Source organism: Zobellia roscoffensis, from assembly GCF_015330165.1.
GTDB classification, from domain to species: Bacteria; Bacteroidota; Bacteroidia; order Flavobacteriales; family Flavobacteriaceae; genus Zobellia; species Zobellia roscoffensis.
On the sequence record NZ_JADDXT010000002.1, the window covers coordinates 4,942,393 to 4,967,651 of the forward strand.

General features: G+C 38.2%; 22 protein-coding genes. 11 read left to right on the forward strand and 11 right to left on the reverse strand.

All coding sequences use genetic code 11. The features are described from left to right. Positions 1–5 precede the first annotated feature (5 nt). Together IWC72_RS20065 and IWC72_RS20070 are read left to right on the forward strand one after the other, a co-directional pair. Positions 6–2,474 (forward strand): TonB-dependent receptor, encoded by a 2,469-nt coding sequence (locus tag IWC72_RS20065; protein ID WP_194531035.1) that lies wholly within the window; start codon positions 6–8, stop codon positions 2,472–2,474. Positions 2,475–2,485: 11 nt separating this feature from the next. Beyond that, entirely contained in the window at positions 2,486–3,139 is a 654-nt protein-coding gene (locus IWC72_RS20070; protein ID WP_194527995.1) for a hypothetical protein, read from the forward strand. A gap of 28 nt (positions 3,140–3,167) precedes the next feature. On the opposite strand, the gene IWC72_RS20075 is transcribed toward IWC72_RS20070, so the two are convergent. Next, positions 3,168–4,316 (reverse strand): cysteine desulfurase family protein, encoded by a 1,149-nt coding sequence (locus tag IWC72_RS20075; protein WP_194531036.1) that lies wholly within the window; start codon positions 4,314–4,316, stop codon positions 3,168–3,170. Positions 4,317–4,418: 102 nt separating this feature from the next. Between IWC72_RS20075 and IWC72_RS20080 the strand changes: the two genes are divergently transcribed. Next, positions 4,419–5,432, forward strand: a complete 1,014-nt coding sequence (locus IWC72_RS20080) for a hypothetical protein (protein ID WP_194531037.1) — start codon at positions 4,419–4,421, stop codon at positions 5,430–5,432. On the opposite strand, the gene IWC72_RS20085 is transcribed toward IWC72_RS20080, so the two are convergent. After that, complete coding sequence (locus IWC72_RS20085) at positions 5,429–5,974, reverse strand: Smr/MutS family protein (protein ID WP_194527998.1); 546 nt, start codon at positions 5,972–5,974, stop codon at positions 5,429–5,431. The genes IWC72_RS20080 and IWC72_RS20085 overlap by 4 nt on opposite strands. 62 nt (positions 5,975–6,036) lie before the next feature. Between IWC72_RS20085 and IWC72_RS20090 the strand changes: the two genes are divergently transcribed. Genes IWC72_RS20090 through IWC72_RS20100 form a run of 3 tightly spaced genes read left to right on the forward strand, consistent with a single transcriptional unit; the run spans position 6,037 to position 6,991 of the window. Beyond that, entirely contained in the window at positions 6,037–6,348 is a 312-nt protein-coding gene (locus tag IWC72_RS20090; RefSeq protein ID WP_194527999.1) for a DUF2752 domain-containing protein, read from the forward strand. A 3-nt stretch (positions 6,349–6,351) separates the two neighbouring features. Further along, positions 6,352–6,681, forward strand: coding sequence for a CCC motif membrane protein (locus tag IWC72_RS20095; protein WP_194528000.1), 330 nt, complete (start codon positions 6,352–6,354; stop codon positions 6,679–6,681). Between the two features lie 4 nt (positions 6,682–6,685). After that, on the forward strand, positions 6,686–6,991 hold the full coding sequence (locus IWC72_RS20100; protein ID WP_194528001.1) for a CCC motif membrane protein: 306 nt from the start codon (positions 6,686–6,688) through the stop codon (positions 6,989–6,991). Positions 6,992–7,061: 70 nt separating this feature from the next. On the opposite strand, the gene rocD is transcribed toward IWC72_RS20100, so the two are convergent. Further along, on the reverse strand, positions 7,062–8,306 hold the full coding sequence (gene rocD / locus IWC72_RS20105) for an ornithine--oxo-acid transaminase (RefSeq protein WP_194531038.1): 1,245 nt from the start codon (positions 8,304–8,306) through the stop codon (positions 7,062–7,064). 479 nt (positions 8,307–8,785) lie between these two features. Between rocD and rlmD the strand changes: the two genes are divergently transcribed. The 3 genes from rlmD to IWC72_RS20120 are packed head-to-tail and all read left to right on the forward strand — an operon-like array spanning position 8,786 to position 11,496. Then, positions 8,786–10,195: a 23S rRNA (uracil(1939)-C(5))-methyltransferase RlmD gene (gene rlmD, locus IWC72_RS20110; RefSeq protein WP_194531039.1), complete on the forward strand. Its 1,410-nt coding sequence runs from the start codon at positions 8,786–8,788 to the stop codon at positions 10,193–10,195. Positions 10,196–10,199: 4 nt separating this feature from the next. After that, complete coding sequence (locus tag IWC72_RS20115) at positions 10,200–10,688, forward strand: DUF6452 family protein (protein WP_194528004.1); 489 nt, start codon at positions 10,200–10,202, stop codon at positions 10,686–10,688. Further along, a complete protein-coding gene (locus IWC72_RS20120; protein ID WP_317171423.1) occupies positions 10,648–11,496 on the forward strand; it encodes a DUF6048 family protein in 849 nt (282 codons plus the stop codon). Before IWC72_RS20115 ends, IWC72_RS20120 begins: the two co-directional genes overlap by 41 nt. A gap of 42 nt (positions 11,497–11,538) precedes the next feature. Here IWC72_RS20120 and IWC72_RS20125 read toward each other — a convergent pair whose 3' ends face one another. Next, positions 11,539–12,708, reverse strand: coding sequence for a THUMP domain-containing class I SAM-dependent RNA methyltransferase (locus IWC72_RS20125; RefSeq protein ID WP_194531040.1), 1,170 nt, complete (start codon positions 12,706–12,708; stop codon positions 11,539–11,541). Positions 12,709–12,911: 203 nt separating this feature from the next. Here IWC72_RS20125 and IWC72_RS20130 point away from each other — a divergent pair, with 203 nt between their 5' ends. Further along, positions 12,912–13,583 carry a ZIP family metal transporter gene (locus IWC72_RS20130; protein WP_194531041.1) on the forward strand — a complete coding sequence of 224 codons (672 nt, stop codon included), beginning with the start codon at positions 12,912–12,914 and terminating at the stop codon, positions 13,581–13,583. A 1-nt stretch (position 13,584) separates the two neighbouring features. After that, positions 13,585–14,013 (forward strand): DUF4268 domain-containing protein, encoded by a 429-nt coding sequence (locus IWC72_RS20135; protein ID WP_194531042.1) that lies wholly within the window; start codon positions 13,585–13,587, stop codon positions 14,011–14,013. A gap of 2 nt (positions 14,014–14,015) precedes the next feature. Here IWC72_RS20135 and uxuA read toward each other — a convergent pair whose 3' ends face one another. The 7 genes from uxuA to IWC72_RS20170 form a co-directional block, all read right to left on the reverse strand. Continuing rightward, positions 14,016–15,215 (reverse strand): mannonate dehydratase, encoded by a 1,200-nt coding sequence (gene uxuA / locus IWC72_RS20140; protein ID WP_194531043.1) that lies wholly within the window; start codon positions 15,213–15,215, stop codon positions 14,016–14,018. Then, positions 15,216–16,034: an SDR family oxidoreductase gene (locus IWC72_RS20145; protein WP_194531044.1), complete on the reverse strand. Its 819-nt coding sequence runs from the start codon at positions 16,032–16,034 to the stop codon at positions 15,216–15,218. A gap of 5 nt (positions 16,035–16,039) precedes the next feature. Next, entirely contained in the window at positions 16,040–17,416 is a 1,377-nt protein-coding gene (locus IWC72_RS20150; protein WP_194531045.1) for a putative oxidoreductase C-terminal domain-containing protein, read from the reverse strand. A 119-nt stretch (positions 17,417–17,535) separates the two neighbouring features. Next, positions 17,536–18,912, reverse strand: a complete 1,377-nt coding sequence (locus tag IWC72_RS20155) for a Gfo/Idh/MocA family protein (protein ID WP_194528012.1) — start codon at positions 18,910–18,912, stop codon at positions 17,536–17,538. Positions 18,913–18,929: 17 nt separating this feature from the next. Further along, the gene (locus tag IWC72_RS20160; protein ID WP_226979650.1) at positions 18,930–20,174 is read right to left on the reverse strand and encodes a DUF6807 domain-containing protein; all 1,245 of its coding nucleotides are present in this window, start codon (positions 20,172–20,174) and stop codon (positions 18,930–18,932) included. Between the two features lie 56 nt (positions 20,175–20,230). Next, on the reverse strand, positions 20,231–22,084 hold the full coding sequence (locus tag IWC72_RS20165) for a RagB/SusD family nutrient uptake outer membrane protein (RefSeq protein WP_194531046.1): 1,854 nt from the start codon (positions 22,082–22,084) through the stop codon (positions 20,231–20,233). 19 nt (positions 22,085–22,103) lie between these two features. Further along, positions 22,104–25,235, reverse strand: a complete 3,132-nt coding sequence (locus IWC72_RS20170) for a SusC/RagA family TonB-linked outer membrane protein (RefSeq protein WP_194528014.1) — start codon at positions 25,233–25,235, stop codon at positions 22,104–22,106. Positions 25,236–25,259 lie beyond the last annotated feature (24 nt).

Below are 25,259 nucleotides of genomic sequence, written 5' to 3' on the forward strand. Positions count from 1 at the left end.
CCTTTTTGAAGTGCTCTAGACTTATTCTTGTTTTTGCGCTATTCGGTTTTACACTTGGCTTAAGTGCGCAAACCGCTACGCTTACAGGCATAGTGTTGAACAAAGCGAATGAGCCCTTAAGGGAAGTAAACATCACCACAAATTCTACTGGAACTTTTTCTAATGAAAGCGGATTTTACTCCCTACAAGTTACCGCAGATGAAGCTATAACGGTAACATTTTCTCATTTAGGACATAAAAATGCCGTATTAAAAGACTTAATTCTATCCACCAACGAAGTTTTTGAATTCAACCCTGTATTGAGTGTTGATGCCATACAAATTGATGGTGTAACCATCACTCCTACGGGAAAGAAAATGGTTTCTGGTATTACCTCGCTAAGCCCAGAAATTGTTCGAAATATACCTGGAGCCAATGCCGGAGTTGAAAATATTCTTAAACTATTACCCGGTGTTTCTTCAAGCAATGAATTAAGTACCCAATACAGTGTACGAGGTGGCAATTATGATGAAAATCTAGTATATGTAAATGAAATTGAAGTCTATCGCCCTTTTTTGGTTCGCTCAGCTCAGCAGGAAGGTATGAGTTTTGTGAATAGTAACATGGTTCAAAACGTTCGTTTTTCTTCCGGTGGATTTCAAGCCAAATATGGCGATAAACTTTCGTCCGTTTTAGACATCACCTACAAGAAACCATCAGAAACCAATGTGCAACTAGATTTAAGTTTCCTTGGAGCAAGCGCCACAGTAGAAACGGTTTCTAAAAACAAAAAATTGAGCACAATTAGCGGTATTCGGTATAGAAATAACAGCTTATTGGTAAACAGCCAAGAGACCAACTCCAATTTCAACCCTACTTTTGCAGATGCACAAACTTTTACGACCTACCGGTTTTCCAACAAATTCCATCTTGACTTTCTAGGCACTGTTTCAATTAACGATTATAAGAACGAACCTTTAAACCGGCAAACCAATTTTGGTACTATTGCTGAGCCCAAATCACTTAGAATATACTATCAAGGGGAAGAAAATAATCGCTATAACACAGTTTTAGGAGCCTTAAAAGGTAATTACTTCGTAAACGAAAAAACTACCTTAAAGCTTATTGTTTCGCTATACCATACTACGGAAGAAGAATATTCTGATGTAATTGCCCAATATGAGCTGGGCGATGTTAATAATGACCTTACCAGCGATTCTTTTGGTAGTGCCACAAACCTACGGGGAATTGGCACTCAATTCAACCGCGCTAGAAACGAGCTGGATGCGCTAATTTTCAACATTACCCATAAAGGAAACCATACCATTGAAAACAAAGTGCTTGAATGGGGAATAAAATATACTCACGAAGACATTCGCGATCAATTGCGTGAATCTGAATTTATTGATTCCGTTGGTTTTTTTGTTCGCCCACCTTTGCCCGAGTTCAATACCAATGAACCAGAAGTACCTTCCAACTCACCACTTGTTGCTTATGATGGTGTTAACGCTATAAATTTTGTCAAGACCGATCGCTTTTCAGGTTTTGTGCAATTTAGTAATAGACTCTCCTTGGCCTCTCATGATTTCCACTATAATATTGGAGTTCGAGCGCAACACTGGACAATTTCAGGAGAAGACATTAAAACCTCATCACAATTTGTTATAAGTCCACGTGGACAAGTATCCTTAAAACCCAGTTGGAAAAGTGATATGGTCTTCAGGCTTTCCGGCGGACTTTATTACCAGCCTCCTTTTTATCGTGAACTGCGGGATGCGACCGGAACCATCAACCCAGATGTAAAAGCCCAAGAATCCATTCACCTAGTATTGGGCAATGAATTTTCTTTTAATCTTTGGGAACGCCCTTTTACACTTATGAGCGAGCTGTATTATAAAAGGCTGAACCATGTTAACACATATACGTTGGAAGACGTACGTATACGCTATGTTGCCAATAATGATGCTAAGGCCTACGCTTACGGAGCTGATTTAAGGTTAAACGGAGCCTTTGTGCCAGGCACCGAATCCTGGGTGAGCATTGGATATTTAAAAACAGAAGAAAATAGTAACGACCGAGGATATATTGCCAGACCTTCTGACCAACGGTTAAAATTTGGAGTATTATTTCAAGATTACATTCCGGAATTTCCCAATTTTAAAATGTACCTGAACCTGGTTTACAACACCGGGGTACCCGGTGGTTCTCCAAATTATGCAGATCCTTATGTGTACAATACAAGATTACGTGATTATAAGCGCGCAGATTTAGGAATTTCCCATATTTTTGTGGGCGGAAACAGAACCTATCAAAAAAACCACTGGTTGCACAGGTTTAAAGAACTGAGCGCAGGATTTGAGATATTTAATTTGTTCAACAATCAAAATTCAATTACCAATACATGGGTCAGGGATGTGGATAGCAAACAACAATTTGCAGTCCCTAATTTCATGACAAGTCGCGTGTTCAACCTAAGATTACGCATGCGCTTTTAGAAGACATACTAATGAAAAATATTTTTTTTGCCGCATTCCTTTTGACTAGCATTCTTGCCAATGCCCAAAAGAACATTTATGAAAGTGATAAGTTTGATGCCCTTAGCGATAGCCACCAAGTATTGGCCATTGTTCCTTTTTTAGCCAATCTTGAACTTAAGGATGATATTTCTCACGAGGAGCTTAATGCACTGGAGCAAAAAGAAGGTTATGCCGTACAGAATGCACTTGAAACTTATTTTTCAAAGCGAAAAAAGAAAAAGAAATTCAATGTAGACTTTCAGGATGTAAAAAACACCAATGCAATCTTGGCACAAAACAACATCGACTACAATAATATTGATGTATACACCACTAAACAACTTAGTGAAATTTTAGGCGTAGACGGTATCATTAGTGGTAATATGGACTTGAACGTTCTGCTTTCAAAAGGAATACCAACGGAATTTAGTTTTATGGATTACTTTTCCGGTGATGCCAATTATGGACGTATTGGCGTTAAAATCAGCGATGGCACCAGTGGAAAGCTTCTTTGGAAGTATGAGAAGAAAATCAATAAAAAGTCAGGAAAGAATACAACCGACCTTATTGATAGAATGATGAAACTAGCGGCCAGAAAATTTCCATACGACCGAGAAAAACGAAAGGACCGAAAACAGAAGTAATTACTAAAACTCCCTTTAAAAGGGAGTTTTATTTTTCCACAAATTCTTTGAGCGCCTGAATAGTATAATCTAACTCTTCTTTAGTGTTGTATTTTGAAAAAGAAAACCGAACCGAAGGTTTTTCAAGGTCCTCCTTAGATAAGATTTCTGCAAGCACATGCGAACCCAAGTCACTTCCTGACTGGCAAGCACTTCCTTTTGAACAGGCTATTCCTTTCATATCCAAATGAAACAAAAGCATCAATGCTTTCTGTGGGTCAATAGGTAAACAAACATTCACCAATGTAAACGTACTCTTATCCATATCACCAGAATGCCCATTAAACTTAGCATTCGGAATTTCTTGCTTCATCTTATCTATAAAATAAGATTTCAACCCACGAACATAAGCTGTTTCCGACTCTAGATTATCATATGCCTCCAAAAAAGCCGTTTCCAATCCAACAATATTATGAAAAGATTCAGTCCCAGCACGATTACCACGTTCCTGTGAACCTCCTGAAATAAAAGGCTTCAGTCCTGAGTTTTTCTTAACGTACGCAAAACCTATACCCTTAGGACCATGAAACTTATGCGCTGCAGCGGTCAAAAAATCTGCAGGCACATCTTTTACATCCCATGCATAGTGCCCAATAGATTGTACCGTATCCGAATGAAAAAGTGCTCCATTTGAATGACACAGCTCACAAATTGCTGCAATATCAATCTTATTACCTATTTCATTATTAACATGCATTAGACTCACCAACTTTTTAGAATCGTCGCGTGTTAACAACGCTTCCAAATGCGCAAGTTTTGGGTTCCCAAATGCATCCAAATCAACATATAATACTTGGGCTCCTTTTTCATTGGCCAAATCTTCAACCGTATGAAGAACGGCATGGTGCTCTATTTTAGAAGTTATAATGGTTTTCACATCCAAGTCGCGAACGGCGCAACGTAAAATCATATTATCCGCCTCTGTACCTCCAGAGGTAAACACAATCTCTGACGGATGGGCATTCATATGCTTAGCTATGGTCTTACGGGCACTCTCTACAGCTGTCTTTGCCGAACGTCCAAAACTATGAGTAGAAGATGGGTTGCCATAAAAGTTGGCCAACGCATCCTGCATCTTCACAATCACATTTTCGCGTACCTGCGTAGTGGCCGCATTATCCAAATAAACCTTTTTCATCACCAAAAAATTCAATTAAGATCCTCCAAAATTAGCGGAATTAAAGTTAATTTCTCCCTAATTCAGAATAAACTTGTCCTTTATTTCCTTTAAATTTGGCACATGAAGAAAACGCTACTTTTAGGTATTTTAATCCTTTTATCTGCCTGTGACGACGGTGACCTGCAAATTGAACGTGTAGATTTTGACACTGTTAGTCTTGCCTCCTGTGGTCTTGAGGACGACCCGCTTGACACCACTTTTTTCTTTAAAATAGATGGAGACGAAGCTTTTTTACTTGAATTAGAGGGTGGATTATTGGTGAACGAAAGCTCTACAGAAGGCACGCTTACCAGTACTTTGGGCGGTTCATCCAATTTGGTTTATAGACTTTTTTCAGATGATGTTTCTTCAGATTATTTCTGCTCCACCATCCCCGTATTGGAACCCACGGTTATAAACGAAAATACCGCTGAAGCCGGAGATATTGCAGTAAATACAAAGGTAACTGCCGTTTCCAAAGATGTAAAAACCTATTCACATACCATACTAATTAGTGGTTTGGTCTTGACCAATGAGCAAAATGAAAGTATTATAGATTCCTCTACATTAACGTATGGAACCTTTAAAACATCTACACCTACGAGCCTAAATCTTGAAGTTCCCTTTATGAACTACGAGACGATTACCAATTTTTCTGAATGCGAAAGTAATAGTATTGAAGGCAGCCTTAGATTGCACAAAATGATTAACGACGAATATGTTTCCTTAGATATTCCTTTGACTACTTTGGTAAATGAAGTTACCGAAATAGATACCCCACGAACGGCAACACTAGAAAACGGTGAATTTAACTATACGGTGTTGGATACTGTTATTACAGACGATATGATTTGTTCAACAGCTGCACTTTCCGAGGAAATCATCAGTCATAATTTTATTTCTTCCAGTGGTGCTATAAATGTTGAAACCGTGGCAAGTGAACCTGATGGTGCCGGAGCAATTACCTATACGCATACAATTTCACTAAATAGTGCGGTACTCGTTTTAAAAGGAGATGGAGCAGATGTTGCTGATGTAACCATTACTGCACTGGACAGTTTTGTTCTAGGTACGTATACAACTGTAGGAAACTAACCGTTCTGGTAAATATAAACCTCTGTTGCTCCTAGACCATATTTTTGGTAATCCGCATCATAGTATTTAACATTATCATAGCGTCTAAAAAGATAATAAAGTTCTTCTTTTAGAACGCCTTCTCCCACCCCATGGATAAATACTACTTTTTGAATGCGTTTACGCATAGCAAACTCTAATTGACCTCTTGCTGTATCTAACTGAAGATTTAACATTTCATGATTGCTCATCCCCTTACTAGACTTTGTCAGTTGGTGTATATGCAAATCCACTTCCATTTTGGGAGCATTCCGTTCTTTGGGTTTTATGACCTGCGTTCTTCTTTTCTTTGGAAGTTCTTTTTCTGCTTTGATTTGGTTTATTTCGTAATTACTAACTCTAATATCACCGGTATCTACCCTAACCAGTTCATTTGACTCAAAATCTAGAGCAAATCCATCGTTAGTTTCAATCGTAACCACACCTTCTAAAACCTTAATTACCTTACCAGAGATAATATCATCTATGGTCTCCACCTTGTCCCCTATTTGAAAAACGGCCATAATTTATTTTGTATCCACAAAAATAATGGTAATTTTCGTGAAAGAATTGCTAAACCGTAAAAATGCAGTTAGCCACCTTTCTATTGGTTCTTGAAGACTACATGCTACCTTGCCTGAACAAAAAGCTTTTTGGCATTGACTGCCCCGGTTGTGGTCTTCAGCGTTCTATTGTGCTTTTTTTAAAAGGTGATTTTAGCGCTGCTTTTGATATGTACCCGGCAATTTTCACGTTAATTCCGCTTGTTTTGTTTGCTATTACAAGTCAATTTATTCGTTTTCGATTTGATTCTACTATAAAAGTAACCCTTGGTATACTCAGCGGTTCTATTATCTTAGTTAACTATATTTTAAAAATGACTCACCTAACCCACTAAAAAATGGAACAACACAAACTGCCCAATGCTACGCTCATTCTTGTATTTGGAATACTCTCTATAGTTACATGCTGCTGCTATGGTATTCTTGGTCTTATATTTGGAATAGTGGCGTTAGTCTTAGCTAAAAAAGCAACTGCTGTATATTTAGAAAACCCAGAAAACTATACGGATTACGGAAACGTAAAAACCGGTAAAATTCTTGCTATTATTGGTATAGTATTAAGTGCTCTTTATCTAATAATGACCATTGGTATGGTAGCCTTTTTTGGCTTTGACGAGATACAAGACCCTGAGTTAATGCAAGAAAGAATGGAAGAATTATTAGGATAAAACTATGCAACAATCCTTACCGGGCGCTAGTAACGCGCTAACTTTTGGAATTCTTTCTATAGTATTGACCCTAGTTTGCTGTGGCCCATTCGGAGCTATTTTCAGCTTCATTGGCCTTTCTAATGCAAAAACAGCGCAACAAGCATTTGACCAGAGCAATGGCGAATATTCAGGCATTGAAAATGTAAAAACAGGAAAAATACTATCATATGTAGGTCTAGCCCTAGCCTCTGTATATCTACTTATTGGTATTCTTTACTTTGGTGTGATAGCCGCAATTATTGCCACGGCAGCCTCGGGTAATATATAAAACCACAAATGGAGTTGTATAAAAAAGCCTGAAACTAAGTTTCAGGCTTTTTCTTGTCTATTTTTTTGAATTATTTTTCGAACTGTTTTAATGTAGTCGTAATAATTCGTACACAATCCAACAGTTGCTCTTTGTTCATAACCAATGGTGGTGCAAAACGAATGATATTACCATGCGTAGGTTTTGCTAAAAGTCCGTTTTCTTTTAACGCCATACAAATATCCCAAGCCGTTGAGCTTTCTTCTGTATCATTAATAAGTATAGCATTCAAAAGGCCTTTACCGCGTACAGCATTTACAATAGTACACGTAGCTATAAATTTGTTCAGCTCTTCTCTGAACAACACACCTAAGGTTTCAGCATTTTCTGCTAATTCTTCGTTCTTAACTACTTCTAGCGCAGCCATAGCAACAGCAGCGGCAATAGGGTTCCCTCCAAAAGTACTACCATGGTTACCTGGTCTAATAACACCCATAATAGTATCATTAGCCAAAACTGCGGATACAGGGTATGCTCCTCCTGAAAGTGCTTTTCCTAGAATAAGAATATCTGGTTTTATATTTTCATGGTCTACAGCCAACATTCTACCAGTTCTAGCAATTCCGGTCTGTACTTCATCTGCTATAAAAAGAACATTGTGCTTTTCACATAATGCTTTTGCCTCACGCAAATACCCTTCTGAAGGAACATAGACTCCCGCTTCACCTTGAATAGGTTCTACCAAAAATCCTGCAACATTATTATTTTGCTCCAATGCTTCTGCCAAAGCTTTAAGGTTATTATATTCTATTTTAATGAAGCCTGCAGTATAAGGTCCAAAATTCTTTCTGGCAACAGGATCATTAGAAAATGAAATAATGGTAGTAGTTCGTCCATGAAAATTATTCTCACAAACAATAATCTGTGCTTCGTTTTCTGCTATACCTTTTTTCTCGTACGCCCATTTACGACATAACTTCAACGCTGTCTCCACAGCTTCAGCTCCCGTATTCATGGGTAAAAGCTTATCAAATTTAAATGTTTCGGTCGCGTACTTTTCATACTTCCCAAGTACATCATTATAAAATGCCCTTGACGTAAGCGTTAAGGTCTGCGCCTGATCGGTCATAGCCTTAACAATTTTTGGGTGACAATGCCCTTGATTTACCGCAGAGTAAGCCGAAAGAAAATCATAATACTTTTTTCCCTCAACATCCCAAACGTAAACACCTTCTCCCTTGTTAAGTACAACGGGTAATGGGTGATAGTTGTGTGCTCCGTGTTTGTCCTCCAATGCAATAGCATCTTTAGAACTGATTTTTTCTAAAACTGACATGATAAAATTACTTTTAAATAAAACTTCAGTAATTCCTTCTGTACCTTTTTCCTTTCGAAGATTCGAAAATTCAGCGTGGGAGAGAAATCATCCTTGTAGAATTGCAAATCTAATGAATATTTTTTATCTCATAAAACATCCGTTATTTTGTTTAACTAAACAATTGTGACTTTAAACAAAAAAGCGTGTCTAAAAAATATAGACAGTTTACAGAGCATTTTTACTAGTCTAGTATAAAAGGCATACATTTTAAATAAGTTTAATAAAAGCAAGTGGTAGTTCCCCCGATTAATTAAACTGCTTGTGAAGTCGGGAAACCTTGTAATGGGGTTTCTTGACTTTTTTTATTATCATTCTTCTCGTAAAAACAACTCGTTCCAATGTACTTAAAGTAACCAAATACCAGATTTAACTATTTTTAATAAGCCGGATCGTAATCTTAGTTATAATAAATGCAATGGGATGCTTACTTTTGCCGCATGCGAAGAAAGAACAGGCGACAGGTATTCGAAAACATTGAGGTAGTAGATGCCGGTGCAAAGGGAAAAACTATTGGTAAAGCACCCGACGGAAGAGTCATTTTTTTGACCAATACCGTACCTGGTGATGTTGTTGATGTACAGACTACTAAAAAGAGAAAAGCATATTTTGAAGGGGTTGCGACCACCTTTCATTCCTATTCCGATAAACGTGTAGAACCTCAATGCCAGCATTTTGGTGTTTGCGGGGGTTGCAAGTGGCAAGACATGGGCTATGAACACCAGCTCTTTTACAAGCAAAAGGAGGTTGAAAACAACCTGAAACGAATTGGCCATCTTGAGTTGCCTGAGACTACTCCTATTTTAGGTTCCGAGGAGCAGTATTTCTACCGCAATAAAATGGAATTTTCTTTTTCGGATAGTCGTTGGCTTACTTTGGAAGAAATTCAATCTAACGAGAATATTGCCGATAAAAATGCTCTAGGCTTTCATATTCCCGGAATGTGGGACAAAATTCTGGACATTAAAAAATGTCACTTACAGCAAGACCCTTCTAATGCTATTAGATTAGAAACCCGTGATTTCGCTATCAAAAACGGACTCACATTTTTTAATCCAAGAAATCAGCACGGACAATTACGTACGCTTATGATTCGTACGGCTTCTACAGGGGAACTTATGATTATGGTTCAGTTTTATGAAGATGATAAAGCAAAACGCGAACTGTTGTTAAATCACCTTAAAGAAACCTTTCCAGAGATTACGGCTCTTCTATACGTTATAAATCAGAAACAAAACGATACTATTTATGATCAAGAAATTATTTGTTTCTCTGGTCGTGACCATATTTTTGAAGAAATGGAGGGCTTGAAGTTTAAAATTAATGCCAAGTCGTTTTATCAAACTAATTCCGCACAAGCCTACGAACTGTATAAACTTACACGTGAGTTTGCAGATTTAAAAGGTGACGAACTCGTTTATGACCTTTACACAGGTACAGGAACCATAGCCCAGTTCGTTTCTAAAAAAGCAAAAAAAGTTGTAGGTATCGAGTCGGTACCCGAAGCCATCGCAGATGCAAAAGCTAACGCTGAGCGAAACAAAATTGACAATGTAGATTTCTTTGTAGGGGACATGAAAAATGTTTTCAATCAAGAATTTATTAATACCCACGGTACTCCAGACGTTATTATTACAGACCCTCCAAGGGATGGTATGCACAAAGATGTAGTGCAGCAAATCTTGAACATTGCTCCTGAAAAAGTGGTTTATGTAAGCTGTAATAGTGCAACACAAGCTCGTGACCTGGCATTAATGAAGGAGATGTACCAAGTAGTTAAAGTACAACCGGTAGATATGTTTCCGCAAACACATCATGTTGAAAATATTGTACTTTTGAAAAAGCTATAGCTTTATGAATAAACTCAAAATACTTTTTATTATCGCCTTAGGAATTCTCTCTTTCTCCGCCTGCGAAAAAGATGATATTTGTACGGATGCAGATACACCCCAATTGGTCATTCGCTTTTATGATGCGCTCAACCCAACAGAGTTTAAAGATGTTCAAAACCTAATTGTATGGGGCATTTTAGAAAATGAAGGTAAAGATACCATTGACAATATTGCATTGGATTCCATTGTTTTACCATTACGAGTAGACGCAAGCAGTACTACATTTGCCTTATCCAGACAATTAAGTATTGATGATATTAATATAGATACGCTAACTTTTAGCTATGATATTAAAGAAATTTACGAATCTAGAGCTTGTGGTTATATTGCTAATTTTGAAAACCTAACGGCTACGGTTAAACAGGATGACTCCGTTTGGATTGAGACCATAGACGTAGATAATGCACTTATTGAAAACACAGCTTCTGCCCATGTTAAGATATTTCACTAGTCTTTTTTTCTTTTTCGTAGTTACTGTGGGCTTCTCTCAGAACGAACCTATTGACCTCAATAAAAAGGACACTACGGTATACAAACAAAAATACGGTCTTAGAATTGGTGTTGATCTGAGCAGGCTTGCAACCTCCTTTTTTGAGGATGAGTATACCGGATTGGAATTAGTAGCGGACTACAGACTTACCCAAAACCTGTATTTAGCAGCCGAAATCGGTAACGAAGAAAAAACAATAGGGACGCCTCTTGGTGCGGATATTGATAATCCGGATGGTGATTTATATACGTTCACCACATCTGGAAGCTATATTAAAGTGGGAATTGATTACAATACCTATGGAAACTGGTATGGCGAACAAAACATGATATATATTGGTGGGCGCTATGCTTTTAGTACTTTTAGCCAAGAACTCAATGCCTATAAAATATTCGACTCCAACCGCTATTGGAATCCGGATGATTTTGCCTCTGGCAGTGATGCACTTGGAAAATACGAAGGACGTAATAAATCTTGGTTAGAATTCGTAGCAGGTATAAAAGCCGAACTTTTTAGCAACCTCTACTTAGGGGCAAGTGCTAGATTGGCCATATTAATAACGAACAAAAGACCTGAAAATGAATTGGACGACCTCTTCGTTCCGGGCTTTAATAAGGTTACCGATGGTAGTAGGTTTGGAATAGGCTACAATTTCTCCATGAGCTACCTTATCCCCCTATACAAAAAGAAAAACGAACCAAAAAAGGAAATTCCGCAGCCCCAACCTGAACCAAAACCTGAAGGTAAAGAGCGACCGCAAAGACAATAGTCGTTCCTATTTACATCTCAAAGGTGGTTTACAAAGATTTACTTAATCGTTGTTCTTGTTCATATACTTGGCCTTCTTGCTTCCTTCATACATTACGTACTTCACTAAACGCGACTCTAAGTGACTATTGAAAACCTTTATTTTTCGGGAAGGCCTTAGTCCTACGTATTTAAGAGCTTCCATATTTGAGGTTATGAACCAAGCTTCAGTACCTGGGTATTTCTGTTTTAATGTATCTCCAATGGATGCGTAAAAATCTTCCATATCCAAATTCAATCGTTCCCCGTATGGCGGATTGAAGACCATATGCAACTTCCCGTCCGTGAACTTTTCCGTATTAAAAAAGTTTTTTCGCTCTACAGAAATGTATTCAGAGAGGTTGGCGTTCTCAACGTTGTCAGTTGCCTTTCGCACCGCAGAAGGAGCTTTATCATAACCCACAATTTTATGGTGAAACTCCCTAACTTTGTTCAGACTGACTTCTATAATTTTCTCAAAAAGGTCTTGGTCAAAATCATGCCATTTTTCAAAAGCAAATTCCTTTCTATTAATGTTTACCGGTATGTTGCAAGCAATCATAGCGGCCTCGGTTAACATAGTACCACTACCGCACATAGGATCAACAAAATCACATTGACCGTCCCATCCGCTCATCAATAAAAGTCCTGCTGCCAACACTTCATTTATAGGCGCAATATTCGTAGCCGTCCTATAACCGCGTTGGTGCAACGAACGCCCTGAACTATCCAAGGACACATTGCAATGATCATTATGAATATGGATATTAATACGCACGTCAGGAAACTTTACGTCTACGCTAGGGCGACTTCCATCCATATCCCTAAACTTATCAACTATGGCATCTTTCACCTTTTGCGATACATAAAGAGAATGCGTAAAATTATCAGAATTAACTGTAGAATCTATGGCAAAAGTGGTGTCCACGGAAAGATACTCGGCCCAATCCATGGCATAAATCTTTTTATACAGGTCATTCTCACTACGTACAGAAAAAGAGTGAATAGGCTTTATAATCTTAATGGCGGTTCGCAAACATAAATTGGCCTTATACATAAAGCCGGTATCCCCTTCAAAAGCTACATTTCTAACTCCTTCAACCACATTACCTCCACCGAGGTTACGAATTTCCTTAGCCAATATCTCTTCAAAACCAAAGAGGGTCTTGGCAACCATTTTAAAATTTTTACCCATGTCTTATTCTAAAGTTGCCGCAAAAATACAGTATTTTAGCCGGAGAAATAAGAACCTACCCTCTGCTTTCTAAAATGCCGTTCGCTCTTTCTCTATTGAAAGAACAAAATTGCTCTTTCGGAAAACTGAAAAATGCGGGTTTATAGCTGTAATTATTATTAAATTTCTTAGACTAAGAGCCCCTATAAAACGATTTTCCGTTAATGAATTACGCCTTACCAATTTTTGCCGTTCTTTTGAGTTTTGCCTTTGTATACCTGGTAAAACCTAATAACAAAAGTCATTTTAAGCTTCTTTTGGCCTTTAGTGGTGCTTTTTTATTGGCCCTTACCTTGTTTGAACTTTTCCCATCAGTTTATGAACACGGAGACCCTAAGAATGTGGGACTCTTTGTAATGTTGGGAATTTTACTTCAGATTATTTTGGAGTATTTTTCCAAAGGAGCAGAACACGGTCATGTACATTTAGATAAAGACAAAAAGCTTTTCCCATGGTTACTTTTCGGAAGTCTTTGTCTTCATTCGTTTTTAGAAGGTTTTCCTATACATGACCACAACACAATTATTTACGGCATATTAATTCATAAAGTACCCATAGCTATTATATTGAGTATCTTTTTATTAAACTCAAAAATACCATTGACCAAGGCGCTTTTGTTTATCTCTATCTTTTCTTTAATGACGCCATTAGGAAGTTATATTGCGAACCACACCCAATTGGCAGATACGTATTTTGCCTCAATCAATTCATTGGTCATTGGTGTATTTTTACATATTTCTACGGTTATACTTTTTGAAAGTTCAGAGGGACACACCTTTAATTTGCGAAAAATAGTAGCCATACTCTTGGGCATTATAATCGCTTATCTTTTATAAAATGTTCAGCAAAGCCGAGTCAAAAAAACTACGCGAAGATTTTTGGGTTGCCTTTGGCAAATCGTATCCTCGTAAGTGGATACTCTATAACACCAAGATAAAAGGCCTTGTTTTTAAGTTTCATTTCGATTTAAAAAAAGCGATGGTTTCCATAGATATCGAAACCGATGACCTTGAAAAACGCATTACACTTTGGGAAAAATTTCAATCGTTGCAATCGTTACTTCAATCTGAAGACTACCTGCCAGATGCTATTTTTGACGAAGCCTTTTTTTTATCCAACGGGAAAGAGATTTCTAGAATATACGTTACCCTAGAAAACGTATCCATTCATAATAAAAACACATGGCAAGAAACCATGATATTTTTGAGCGAACAAATGAACCAAGTAGAATTGTTCTTTGAAGATTTCAGGGAGATTTTGGAATAGCCTCAGGAAAGCTTCATCTGATGACGAATACCTTTTTCCAATCCCGAAAGCTGTGCCATACCCAGAGCTCTTCCAATTAGTGAGTATCCCGGGTAAAATTCTTGTTGTCTTTTTTTATCGTCTAATAAAACATGACCATGATCGGGCCGCAAAGGAATAGCTATATCCGTACGACCTGAACCTATCCTTTTTAGCTGCTCTGTTATAAAAGCTTCCATAACTGCTGCCATAGGCACCGTACCTTTAAGGTGTTCCGCCTCATAGAATTCTCCTGTGGTATTTAGCTGTACATTTCTTAGATGAACAAAATGAATACGGTCTCCAAAATCCTCCACAATTTTCACCAAATCATTTTTGGCCGATGCACCTAAAGAACCAGAGCAAAAAGTAAAACCATTATTAATTGAAGGGTAACAGTCTTTAATAAACTGAAAATCATCATAGGAAGAAGCTATTCGTGGAATACCAAAAACCGAAAACGGCGGATCATCTGGATGTATCGCCATTTTAATACCCAACTTTTCGGCTTCGGGTAGTATAGCCTTAAGAAAATACACCAGATTTTCCCGAAGCTCTTCTTTTGAAATTTGACTCACCGCGGCCAGGTTTTGCCTAAAAACGGACATAGGAATTGGTTCCTTACTACCTGGTAAACCAGCCAAAACAGCACTTTCCAATGCTTTCTTTTCTTCAATTTTCAAACGTTTAAAATAGACTTCCGCTTTAGAAATAACCTGCTCTTCATATACCTCAACAGCACGTTCCCGTTGTAAAATAAAAAGATCAAATGCAGCTATGGCAATTGGGTCATAAAGCAAACTAGAAGTCCCGTTGGGTAACTGGTAATCAAGGTTGGTACGAGTCCAATCAATAAGCGGCATAAAATTGTAACAAATAGTATAAATGTTATGCTTCGCTAGGTTTTTTAAGGTTTGAATGTAGTTCTGAATATAGATATCTCTTTCCGGCAGTCCATATTTTATAGCATTGTGAATATTCACACTTTCCACAACGGACCATTCCATACCGTGTTTTTCTATTTCAGATTTAATGTCCGATATTGTCTCTTCCGGCCAAACCTCTCCTGTAGCCAAGCTATGGCAAGCCGTAACTATACCCTCTGCTCCCAATTGAGCAATATCAGCTAAAGTCACCCCAAAATTTGGTCCAAACCAGCGGTATGTTTTCTTTAAGTATTCCATCTAAACTCCGGTAAAAGAATTGAAACCTCCATCTACATCATATACTGTTCCCGTGACAAAAGAAGAGGCTTCACTTAAAAGATAGTGTACCATTCCGTTGAGCTCGGAGGCATCACCAAAACGGTTCATAGGTGTTTTTGCCAGAATTTTTTTGCTTCGCTCCGTATGGGAACCATCCTCATTAATTAAAATTTTTCGGTTTTGATTTCCAATGAAAAAGCCTGGCGCAATGGCATTAACCCTAATTTTATCACTGAATTTAGTAGCCAGTTCTTCTGCCATCCACTTAGTAAAAATATCAATACCAGCTTTGGCCATAGAATAGCCCAACACCCTTGTTATGGACTGCTTAGAAGCCATGGAAGAAATGTTTATTATCGTGCCTTTCCCTTGCTCTGCCATTAACTGGCTCAATACAATGGTTGGCAGTACGCTACCAAAAAGATTCAAATCAACCACTTCTTTTGTATCGCTCAACGAAATATCAAAAATAGTCTGATCAGGCTGCAATGTAGCTCCCGGAAGGTTACCTCCAGCCAAATTTATCAAGCCATCTATTTTACTGTGATTGTCCCTTATTTTTTCACGAAGGCTAATTAGCTGGCTTTCTTTCATAACATCAACAACGTATGAAGCAGCACTTTTTTCACTGATCGTATTTAACGCCTCACGCTTGGCGTCCAGTTTATCAGGAGATCTTCCCAATAAAATCACACGAGCACCATTCTGTACAAGGTATTCCGCTATGGAACCACCTAAAACTCCCGTACCACCAGACAAGGCTATTGTTTTTTCTTTTAAATCAAAAAGCTCGTTCATATGTATTATTTCTTCGCCAGTTCATATGCCTTTGTTGTCGTGTAATATTTACTGATCATATTGGGCACCTCCCACTCTGGTAATTCTCCGGCTTCCAAATATTTTAGATAGTTCTCCGTAACCTGTCCAAAATGCGCTTCATGACCAATTTTAAATTCATCGGGTATGTTTATGCGATACGTTCCGTTATCCATTTTTTCCATGGTCGTGCCAGCAAACTGAGCGGTTATCTTATCATCAATAGCGGTTTTCAATAGTCCATCAAACCCGTCTTGCTCTTTCGGTGCAATGTATAAAGTTGGCTTATAGCCTTCTTTTTCTCCCTGTTTGATTATCAAGTCGCTTTTTGTACCCCGCATGATACTGTAGTGCGTATCCCCTGTACCCTCTGGCGCCTGATAATTCCATATCACCGAAACCTTGGCGTACTTTCCATTGATGTTGTATATCATCTCTCCGTTGCAAAAGACATTCAACTTATCATTCTCTATATCCTTTTCTAAATACTCTGGATAGGAATCAAGACCCGTAACTTTCTGAAATTCTTCTTTGGTCAATACGGTAGGCCAGCGTTTGGCTTTCACCATATTAATGCTAGTAATGTCGATTATCTGATTCGGAAAAGCTTCCCACTGAACCAAATCTACCAAATGTGTGGTAACATCTACAATACCTTCGCCCTCTTCGTTCACATCAAAAAACCAAGCTGGGCGCACCAACGGTTGACCGGAAACATACTTAAAAAAATGATGTACGCTTTCTTTGCTAATAGCGGGCTCTTCAACAGAACCATCAATTAATTCCCCAAATATTTCAGGTATATCTGAAAAAGTTTTCTGCATTAAAGTAGTGGACTCAAAACGCTCGGTCATGATATCGTAAATCAACACTCCATTCTTTTCCGCTATCTCAAAAGCCTGCTGCAACTTCTTAAACCCTTCGGGATTAATCACCAAAGGTTTATCCGCATATACATTCAACCCGGCTTTTACTGCCTCAAGAACATAATCGATTTTCTTACTATTTTTCCCAGCAACAATCATCACATTACCAGGTTTATCAGCAATCATCTTTTCCAGATAATCATCGCCTAAGTATTTATTTACTTTCCAAGCAGTAGGGTCCGTCTCCCGGGAATTATAAGAATCTATTTTATTAAGGAAATCGTTCACTTCAGGACCATCAGGAGCAAAAAGGTAAATTGTAGAATCTACTTGGGGATACATTGTTTTCTGCACTAAAGCCGCATGAAAATGACCTGGATCCAACGTCATTAACTTAACTTTAGCTTGTGTATCGGTTTCAACCATTTTATCAACTGTTTTTTTTTCACCACAAGCAATTCCGAGCAGTAAAACTAAAAATGCAATATTCTTTTTCATATATGGGTTGTTAGTCTTTGGCTTTTACCAAAGGTGGGCAAAAGCTACTTCAATCTATATAATAGATTTTTTGTGAGCGGTTTAAAAAGCCCGTTCGCAATGAACGGGCTTTTCCTAATTTAATACTTTACGGTATCCGTTCCGTAAGGTTTTCTTTGCTCGCGGCGCAACATGGCATTGGCCTCATCATCATTAATAAATACTTCTTTATCATAATCCCACTCCAGTTTTCTATCAAACTGCATGGCTATATCGCTAATCAAGCAAATAGCACAAGCCTTATGTCCTTTTTCAATAGGAGAGATAGGGGCTTTTCTGGTTTTGATACAATCTAACCAGTTACCATGTTGGTCATCAATTTTTTCTAAGTGGATCTCATTTTCACCGATTACGGATTCCAAAATTTTAGGATCCGAAGCGTTTAACGCTTTACTACTCTTTTCTTTGTCCACTGGGTCTGTAGCCGAAGCTTGATACGAACCACGAGAGACGAAAATCCATCCATCCGAACCTTCATAACGGATTCCGTTGGTATAGCCGCCACTGGTGTAAACGGTAATACCATTATCATATTCATGCTTCACGAAGAAATCTCCATGTACATTCCATAATCCCGATTTTGGAAATTCTGCTAGAGCTTCCACGGATACTGGTCCGCTTAATTCTGTATTCATACCCCATGCGGCAGAATCGTAGTGATGCTGACCCCAACCGGTAATCATCCCCGCTCCATAATTTCGTGAGCGCAACCATCCCGGTCTGCTATAGTCGGCTTGAGGATGCACCCCAATTTCCGTATAAGGAACTTCTGGAGTAGACCCCAACCACATGTCAAAATTCAGGTTTGACGGTACGGGCATTGCAGGTGCCTCAGGACCTGCAGGATCACCGGGCAAACCAATTTTTACGGTATGTATTTTACCAATGCGCCCATTCCTCACTAATTCTGCCGCAATTCTAAATTGAGGCATGGCACGTTGCTGTGTTCCTACCTGAAGAATGGCACCCGTTTTCTGAATAACATCTCTTAATTGCTGTCCCTCCCTAACCGTTAGGGATGTAGGTTTTTGAAGGTAAATATCTTTTCCCGCCAAAGCAGCTTCCATAGCGGGTTGCGAATGCCAATGGTCCGGTGTACTAATTACTACGGCATCAATATCTTTATTCAAAAGCATTTCTCTATAATCATCATAAACCTTTGTACGGTCATACTTAGCCTTGCCCGTTTTTTTCTGATAGAAACCATCTACCAAAAGTTTAGCGTCTGCCGCTCTCTTGGAATCAAGATCACAAACGGCTAAATAATTTGCCTGATCAAACCTGATTGTATCATGAATATCGTGGCTCCTAGCAATACGCCCACAACCTATCTGACCTATGTTTATTTTATTACTGGGTGCATTTTTACCCAAAACATGAGCCGGTACAATACTAGGAAAACCTACTAAAGCGGCGGTACTTAAAGCTGTTCTGTTTATAAATTTTCTTCTTTCCATCGTGGTATTCGGTATTTCTATTTATTGATTAATTCTACTTGGTTCTGTTTTGCGAACGACTGCCAGTACGCTTCTGCCTCCTCAGCATTTAAAGTACCATCAAAAACAACCATTCGGTAATTCAATTCATAATCTTTATTGGGTTCTATTTTCCATTCTTCATGACGAATAGGGCAAAATTCAAAGAACATATCACCTCTACCTCCGTTAGCATCAATAGGCCATATTCTCATGGGTTCAGGATGCTTTCTGTTCGTTGGATGACTCATAAACAGAATTCCATTTGTGCCTTTTCCATCGGAAGAAGTACCAGATACAATGCACCATTTGGCATTGGTTCCATCGGCAGTTAAACGGTCGTTACCTTCAGAAGTTAAAACCGAACAATTATCAGCTTTCCACCGTTCGTTAAATCGTAAACCTATTCCACCACCATAGCGGTATGCTTCAAATAAAATTCCGTTTTCTAATGGAGAGTTGAACCGCGTCGTATAATCGAACATATAGCGGTCAGGACGGTTTAAGGTCCATAATTTAACTTCAAGCGCTTCGTTCATTGCCACCTGAGGTTCCGTTTTAGTTTTTAAATCTATATGCTCTTGAGCAGCCGTAAAGGACGAAAAGATATCTCCAGATTGAGTGTCCTTGAACTCTTTAAAAAGTACGGTACCCATACCATCACCAAGGTTCCAAAAATCCACCCTTTCCCCATCTACTTGTGTATGTGTCCACGGACCCCAAAGTCCATAATGATGATAGTGGTCATCTGGTTGTATACGAGTAAGCGTATCTCCTTTTGGTGTGATAATCGGGTGAATATATCCTGATTTTTTAAAAATAGAATCTACACCTTCCGGTGGATACGTCATTTCATACCGATAGGAAACAGCGGGCTTGTTTTGAAAATTAAGCTGCAAACTCCCCCCTTGTTTTTGTTCTGAAATGCCTCCATCCGATTTTGCAGATGGACTTCCGTTTTGCAACCGATAATTTTGAGTATCATCGGTAGGCACAAACCAAATTCGATTTTCTTCTTCATCTATCTGAAAAGGAATCTCAACAGATTTTCCTTCTTTCTCTTGAAAAAGAACCATTGGTTTTTTTATATCGATTTGAGCAACCTCTGCTTTGGTCAAGTCGAAACTAACCGGTTGTGCTAAAAAAATTCCGCCATCTTTTTTTAAAGAAAATTGAATCGATTTATCATCTGTGCAGGATGAAAACAACACAATTAATGTTATTAATAAAAGAATTCTACTCATGAACTTTACTTTAGATGACGGAATTTAAACAAAAACTAACTCAAACAAACTACTAATTAATTGTCGCTTTCTTCAGGAACACTGGTAAGCGGTGCTATATTTAATTCTGCACCGGGATATCCCTCATTTTGATTGATACGCCCCTGTGTATTTGCATTTATCGCCGAAGCCGGAATAGGCCACAGAATATGGTACGGACTCATGGTGTATTCATCTCCGTGTATAGTTTTCACTCCCTTATTATAAAAGTCTGTCACCTCCATAATTCGATCATACCAAAAATTCTTCTGAGAAAAATTATCCATATCATAACTCTCTCCGTTATATGCAGTTTTACCTGTTTTAGCAAAAATGAAAGCAATACGGGTAAGCTCTGTCTTTCTAGGTTCTTCATAATATAGTTCCCGAGCGCGCTCATCTAAAATTACGTCTATATTTATTTCTGAAGCAGGAATATCATCAGCATCAGCCCTTCTTCTCACTGCATTGATATCCTCAGCAGCTGCAGCCATATTCCCCTTCCAGAAATAGGCTTCCGCTCGTAACAAATGAGTTTCTGCAATACGGAAAACATACCAGTCCGAATGTCCTCCGGCAGGCTTAACATTCAATGGGTCAGGAATAGAAAATTTGTAATGAGGAAAATCATACCAATTACGAATAGTATCCGAACAAAGTGGAGTGCCGTCCGGAAGGTAAAGCTCTAGATTTTTACCGTAAAAGGAATTTCCCGCTTCTTTTAAACTTGGGGCGTTGTACACCAAATCTTCCATCTCTACCCAATTGCCGTCCTTGAACCGTTGATCATTATTAGCATCTTTCCAAATTTGCTCCGTACTATAATGAGTTCCCCTATTTCTACCAATACCTCTACCATACTCAAATACTTGATTAATTTCTGCGTTGGGATCATCCGACATGCCGTTTTGTCCATCTGGCGTATTGATAAAACGCCACCATAATGGAACTGCCTGCCTTTGAATACTTGTTGGTGCTCGAGAACCATTGTCCTCAAACTCTAACCGACTAATGGACATTAAAATACCTTCTGTATTACCTGGTAAACTTTTGTTTTCAGGCCTATGCAGATCCCAAGTAACATCTTTCTCTACAATTGATGCTGTAGAACCAAACCTATCTGTCATAAGTTGGAATGAACTACCATCTATCACCTGAGAAGCAGATGCAATAGCGGCATCAAAATCTGCTAAAGCTAGATTTACCTTTGTTAGTAAGTGCAAAACAGCCGCTTTATTTACATCTCCTTTATTTGCCACTTCAGGCACCATTGCTACCGCTGCATTCAAATCTAATTGAATACTATTTAAAATGGTCTCTCTCGTTGTACTAGTGAAATCTAATTTTGGCTCCTTTTCCTCTTTTAAAACAAAAGGTATATCTCCAAATTGCTGTGTAAGTCGATAATAAAAGTATGACCGTAGAAAATACGCCTTTCCTAGAATTTCACTACGTTGGGCATCACTCTCATATTCAGCATCATCAATTCTATCAACAACAGTGTTAGTAAACTTTATAGATTCATAGAAAAGATTCCAATACCACCCAATTCTATTTGAATTGGCACTATTTAAATTTGCATCGGGTAATATTAACAAATTCAAATCTTGCGCTGGGCCAGATTTATCAGTTGTTCCCTCTACCGCTACTTCTGAAAATATATTCTCTGTAATAATTGGAGCACCATCTCCATAAAATTCAGAAGTTAGTCTTGCTAAAGCATTATTGAGAAGGCTATTCAGCCCGTCAGGATTGTTGAGGGCATTGGCCGGGGTAAAGAAAGATTGAGGTTCTGCATCTAAAAATTCTTCTTCGCATGATACAAAGACCATGGCGAAAATAAAGGTCAAACCCAATAACGCTTTTCGAAATTTATATAATTCTGTATTCATTGTCTCTTTGTTTAGAATATTAAAGGCTTATGTCTAACCCTACCGTAAAGAATCTTGGGGTTGGTAAAGTGGGGTTATTACTCCCGTTCGAATTTCTTCCTTCTATATCAGTGGGCTCTGGGTCGTAAAAATCCCAATGAGGTGCCCATACAGCAAGGTTTCTAGCATTGGCGTAAATCCGTAATTTTTCAATTCCGATTTTTTGGATTAAATCTGTTGGAAAGCGATAGGCTAAGGTTACATTATTTAACCTTATAAAAGATGCATCTCTCCAAACATTAAAGCTTGCACTACCATCACTAGAGAACAATCTAGCATATTCATTAGTTGGGTTTTCTGGCGTCCAATAAGGGGTTTGAATTGAGTTTGTTCTATCAATAAAGCCATTTCTGTTTTTGGCTTCATTAAACAATCGCTTTTGCCCCCAATTAGAATACATTTCAAAAGAGAAGTCTATGTTTTTAAACATAGTAAAGCGATTAGACATTGCTGCCTGAAATCTTGGTGTTCTATGCCCTATAAACTTTTTATCCTCATCCGTAAACAACCCATCGCCATTTACATCGTTAAGTTTAAAGTCTCCTGGAGCTAGACCAATAGCGGCGGCAGCTTCTGCTTCGTTTTCCTGAAAAACACCTAACACCTCATAATCCCAAATTACATCAGAAGCCTCTCCTATAAACCATCTGTTTGAAATATCATCCAGTTCCTGACCATTTTCGTCTAAATCTCCATAAAGCTCATTAATTTTACTTCGGTTTAAAGAAAAATTGAAACTCGTAGTCCAATTAAAATTCTCTTTATCATAGTTAAGTGTTGAAAGAGTAAATTCAACCCCTTTATTTTCGACTTCTCCTAGGTTAGTATATACGAATGGAAAACCTATAATATCCGGCAACCTTCTTTCAACAAGTAAATCTGTAGTTATATTTCTATAAGCCTCTATGGATCCTTCTACAATACCTTCCGCCAAGCTAAAATCAAGACCTAAGTTTACCGCTTTGGTTGTTTCCCATTTTAAATCAGAACTATCTTGTGTAACATTATTGAAAGTTGGTACGGTAAAAACTTCTCCATTTTCATTGGCATTTAAATATTTTCCCGCACTTAGTCGTGATAAAGAAACGAAGCGACCAATTTCTCTATTACCGTTTTCGCCATACGTTGCTCTCAGTTTTAAAAAGTTTATGAAATCTGAATTAAAAAAACTTTCATTGGAGATTGTCCAACCCGCAGCTATTGAAGGAAAATAACCTCTTTTATTACCAGCACCAAAGGCGGAATAGCCATCTCTTCTCATTGTTAATGTCAATAAGTAACGAGAATCATAGTTATAATTAAACCTTGTCATAAAAGCATCACCTGTACTAGTTTGATCTTCACTACTTACGGTAGGGATTGTACCCAATTCAAGACTACTGAACCCTAATGCATCATTTGGTTCAAAGGTTGTTGCATTGGCTGTTGTAGAGTAAGAACGAAACTTTTCGGCGTATGCCAAAAATGTTAAATCAAACTGATGTTTATCTATGGTTTTGTTCCATCTTAAAATATTATCTAACTGCCATTCTGCAATTTTTCGGTTAGTACGCTGACTTTCCCCAACCACATTTTGAGGACTAGCAGATTGCAAATGCCTATAATATTCTCTAAATTCTAACCTGTTGGTATACCCTAATTCATACGTAAAACCTAGTGGCAGTTTTACTTTAGCATACACTCGGGAATTAAATGTATGTTCTAGATCTATTAAATCAGTAAACTGTTGGGATAAAAAAGCATTTGTTGCCCCTGCTCCACTGTCATCTTGAGGGCTCAATCTTGGATTTCCTTCGTCGTCAAATTCAGAACCATAAGGAGAAGATCGTTCTATCTGCAACCTATCTGCTGCAATAAAACCTTCATCACGCTTTGCAAACTGGGTATTCATACCTACAGTTAACCAATCATTAATGTCTGCATCAAGGTTTAAACGAGATCGTAGAGTTTGAAATTTCTCACCTTCATATATACCTTCATTAGATGTACGACCTATAGACCAATAATAATTAAGGCCGTTATTTCTTCCTGAAATACTTGTATTAATGTCATTTCTTATACCTGTTTTAATAATACGATCATACCAGTCTATAGTTTTTCCTTCCAAATAATTATTGATTTCAACATCTTGAAAACCAATACGATTTAACCAAGCTCGTGTTGGATCACCAGCGGAACCATCGTATGCCAACCACTCTTCTACTGTAACTCCTGCTGGTAAATTATTAGGGTTATCATAGCGTCCAGGATTATCTATTGTTAATTGAGGGTTGATACTCTTAAACACATCCGTTCTCCAATTTGCGTAACCTTCAGGACCATATGGCGTTTCTTTATAAGCATCTGTGGCAACACCAACACTAGAGTTAATATTTATAGTAGGCTTGTCTGTTGTTCCTCTTTTTGTAGTAATCAATATTACACCACTAGATCCTCTTGCCCCATACACAGCGGCAGAACTAGCATCCTTCATTACATCCAAACGATCAATATCAGACGGAGCTATATCGGATAAATCTCCATTATATATAATACCATCAACAACGATTAAAGGATTAGAACCTGCCGAGAGCCCATTATTACCTCTAATTCTAATATTACTTACACCTTTAGGGCCTGATGAAAGCCCTATGCTTAGACCCGCAACATTACCTCGTAACACATCAGTAACCGAATTGGTTGATTGATCAGCCAAATCATCTGCCTCTACTTGAGATATAGCACCTGTCAAATCTTTTTTCTTAACAGCACCATACCCTACAAGAACAACTTCATCTAAGGTTGACGCACTTGCCACCATTGAAGCATCAATTTTAGATTTACCCTCAACAGGAATTTCTTGCTCTGCATAACCTATATAACCAATCACTAAAACCGCATTAGGGTTAGCTATAGAAATGGAATAATTACCATCAAAATCGGTAGAGACACCATTAGTTGTTCCCTTTTCCACTACCGAAGCTCCGGGCAACGGGGCATTAAAATCATCAATTACGGTTCCCGTAACTGTAAAACTCTCTTGACCTAATGCAGATAGACAATAAAATAGCACGAGCCCGAAGAGAAGTGACGTTCGCTTAAATAGCTTAAAATCGCTTAATAGTTGTTTCATAAATAGTGAATTAAATTGAGTTGG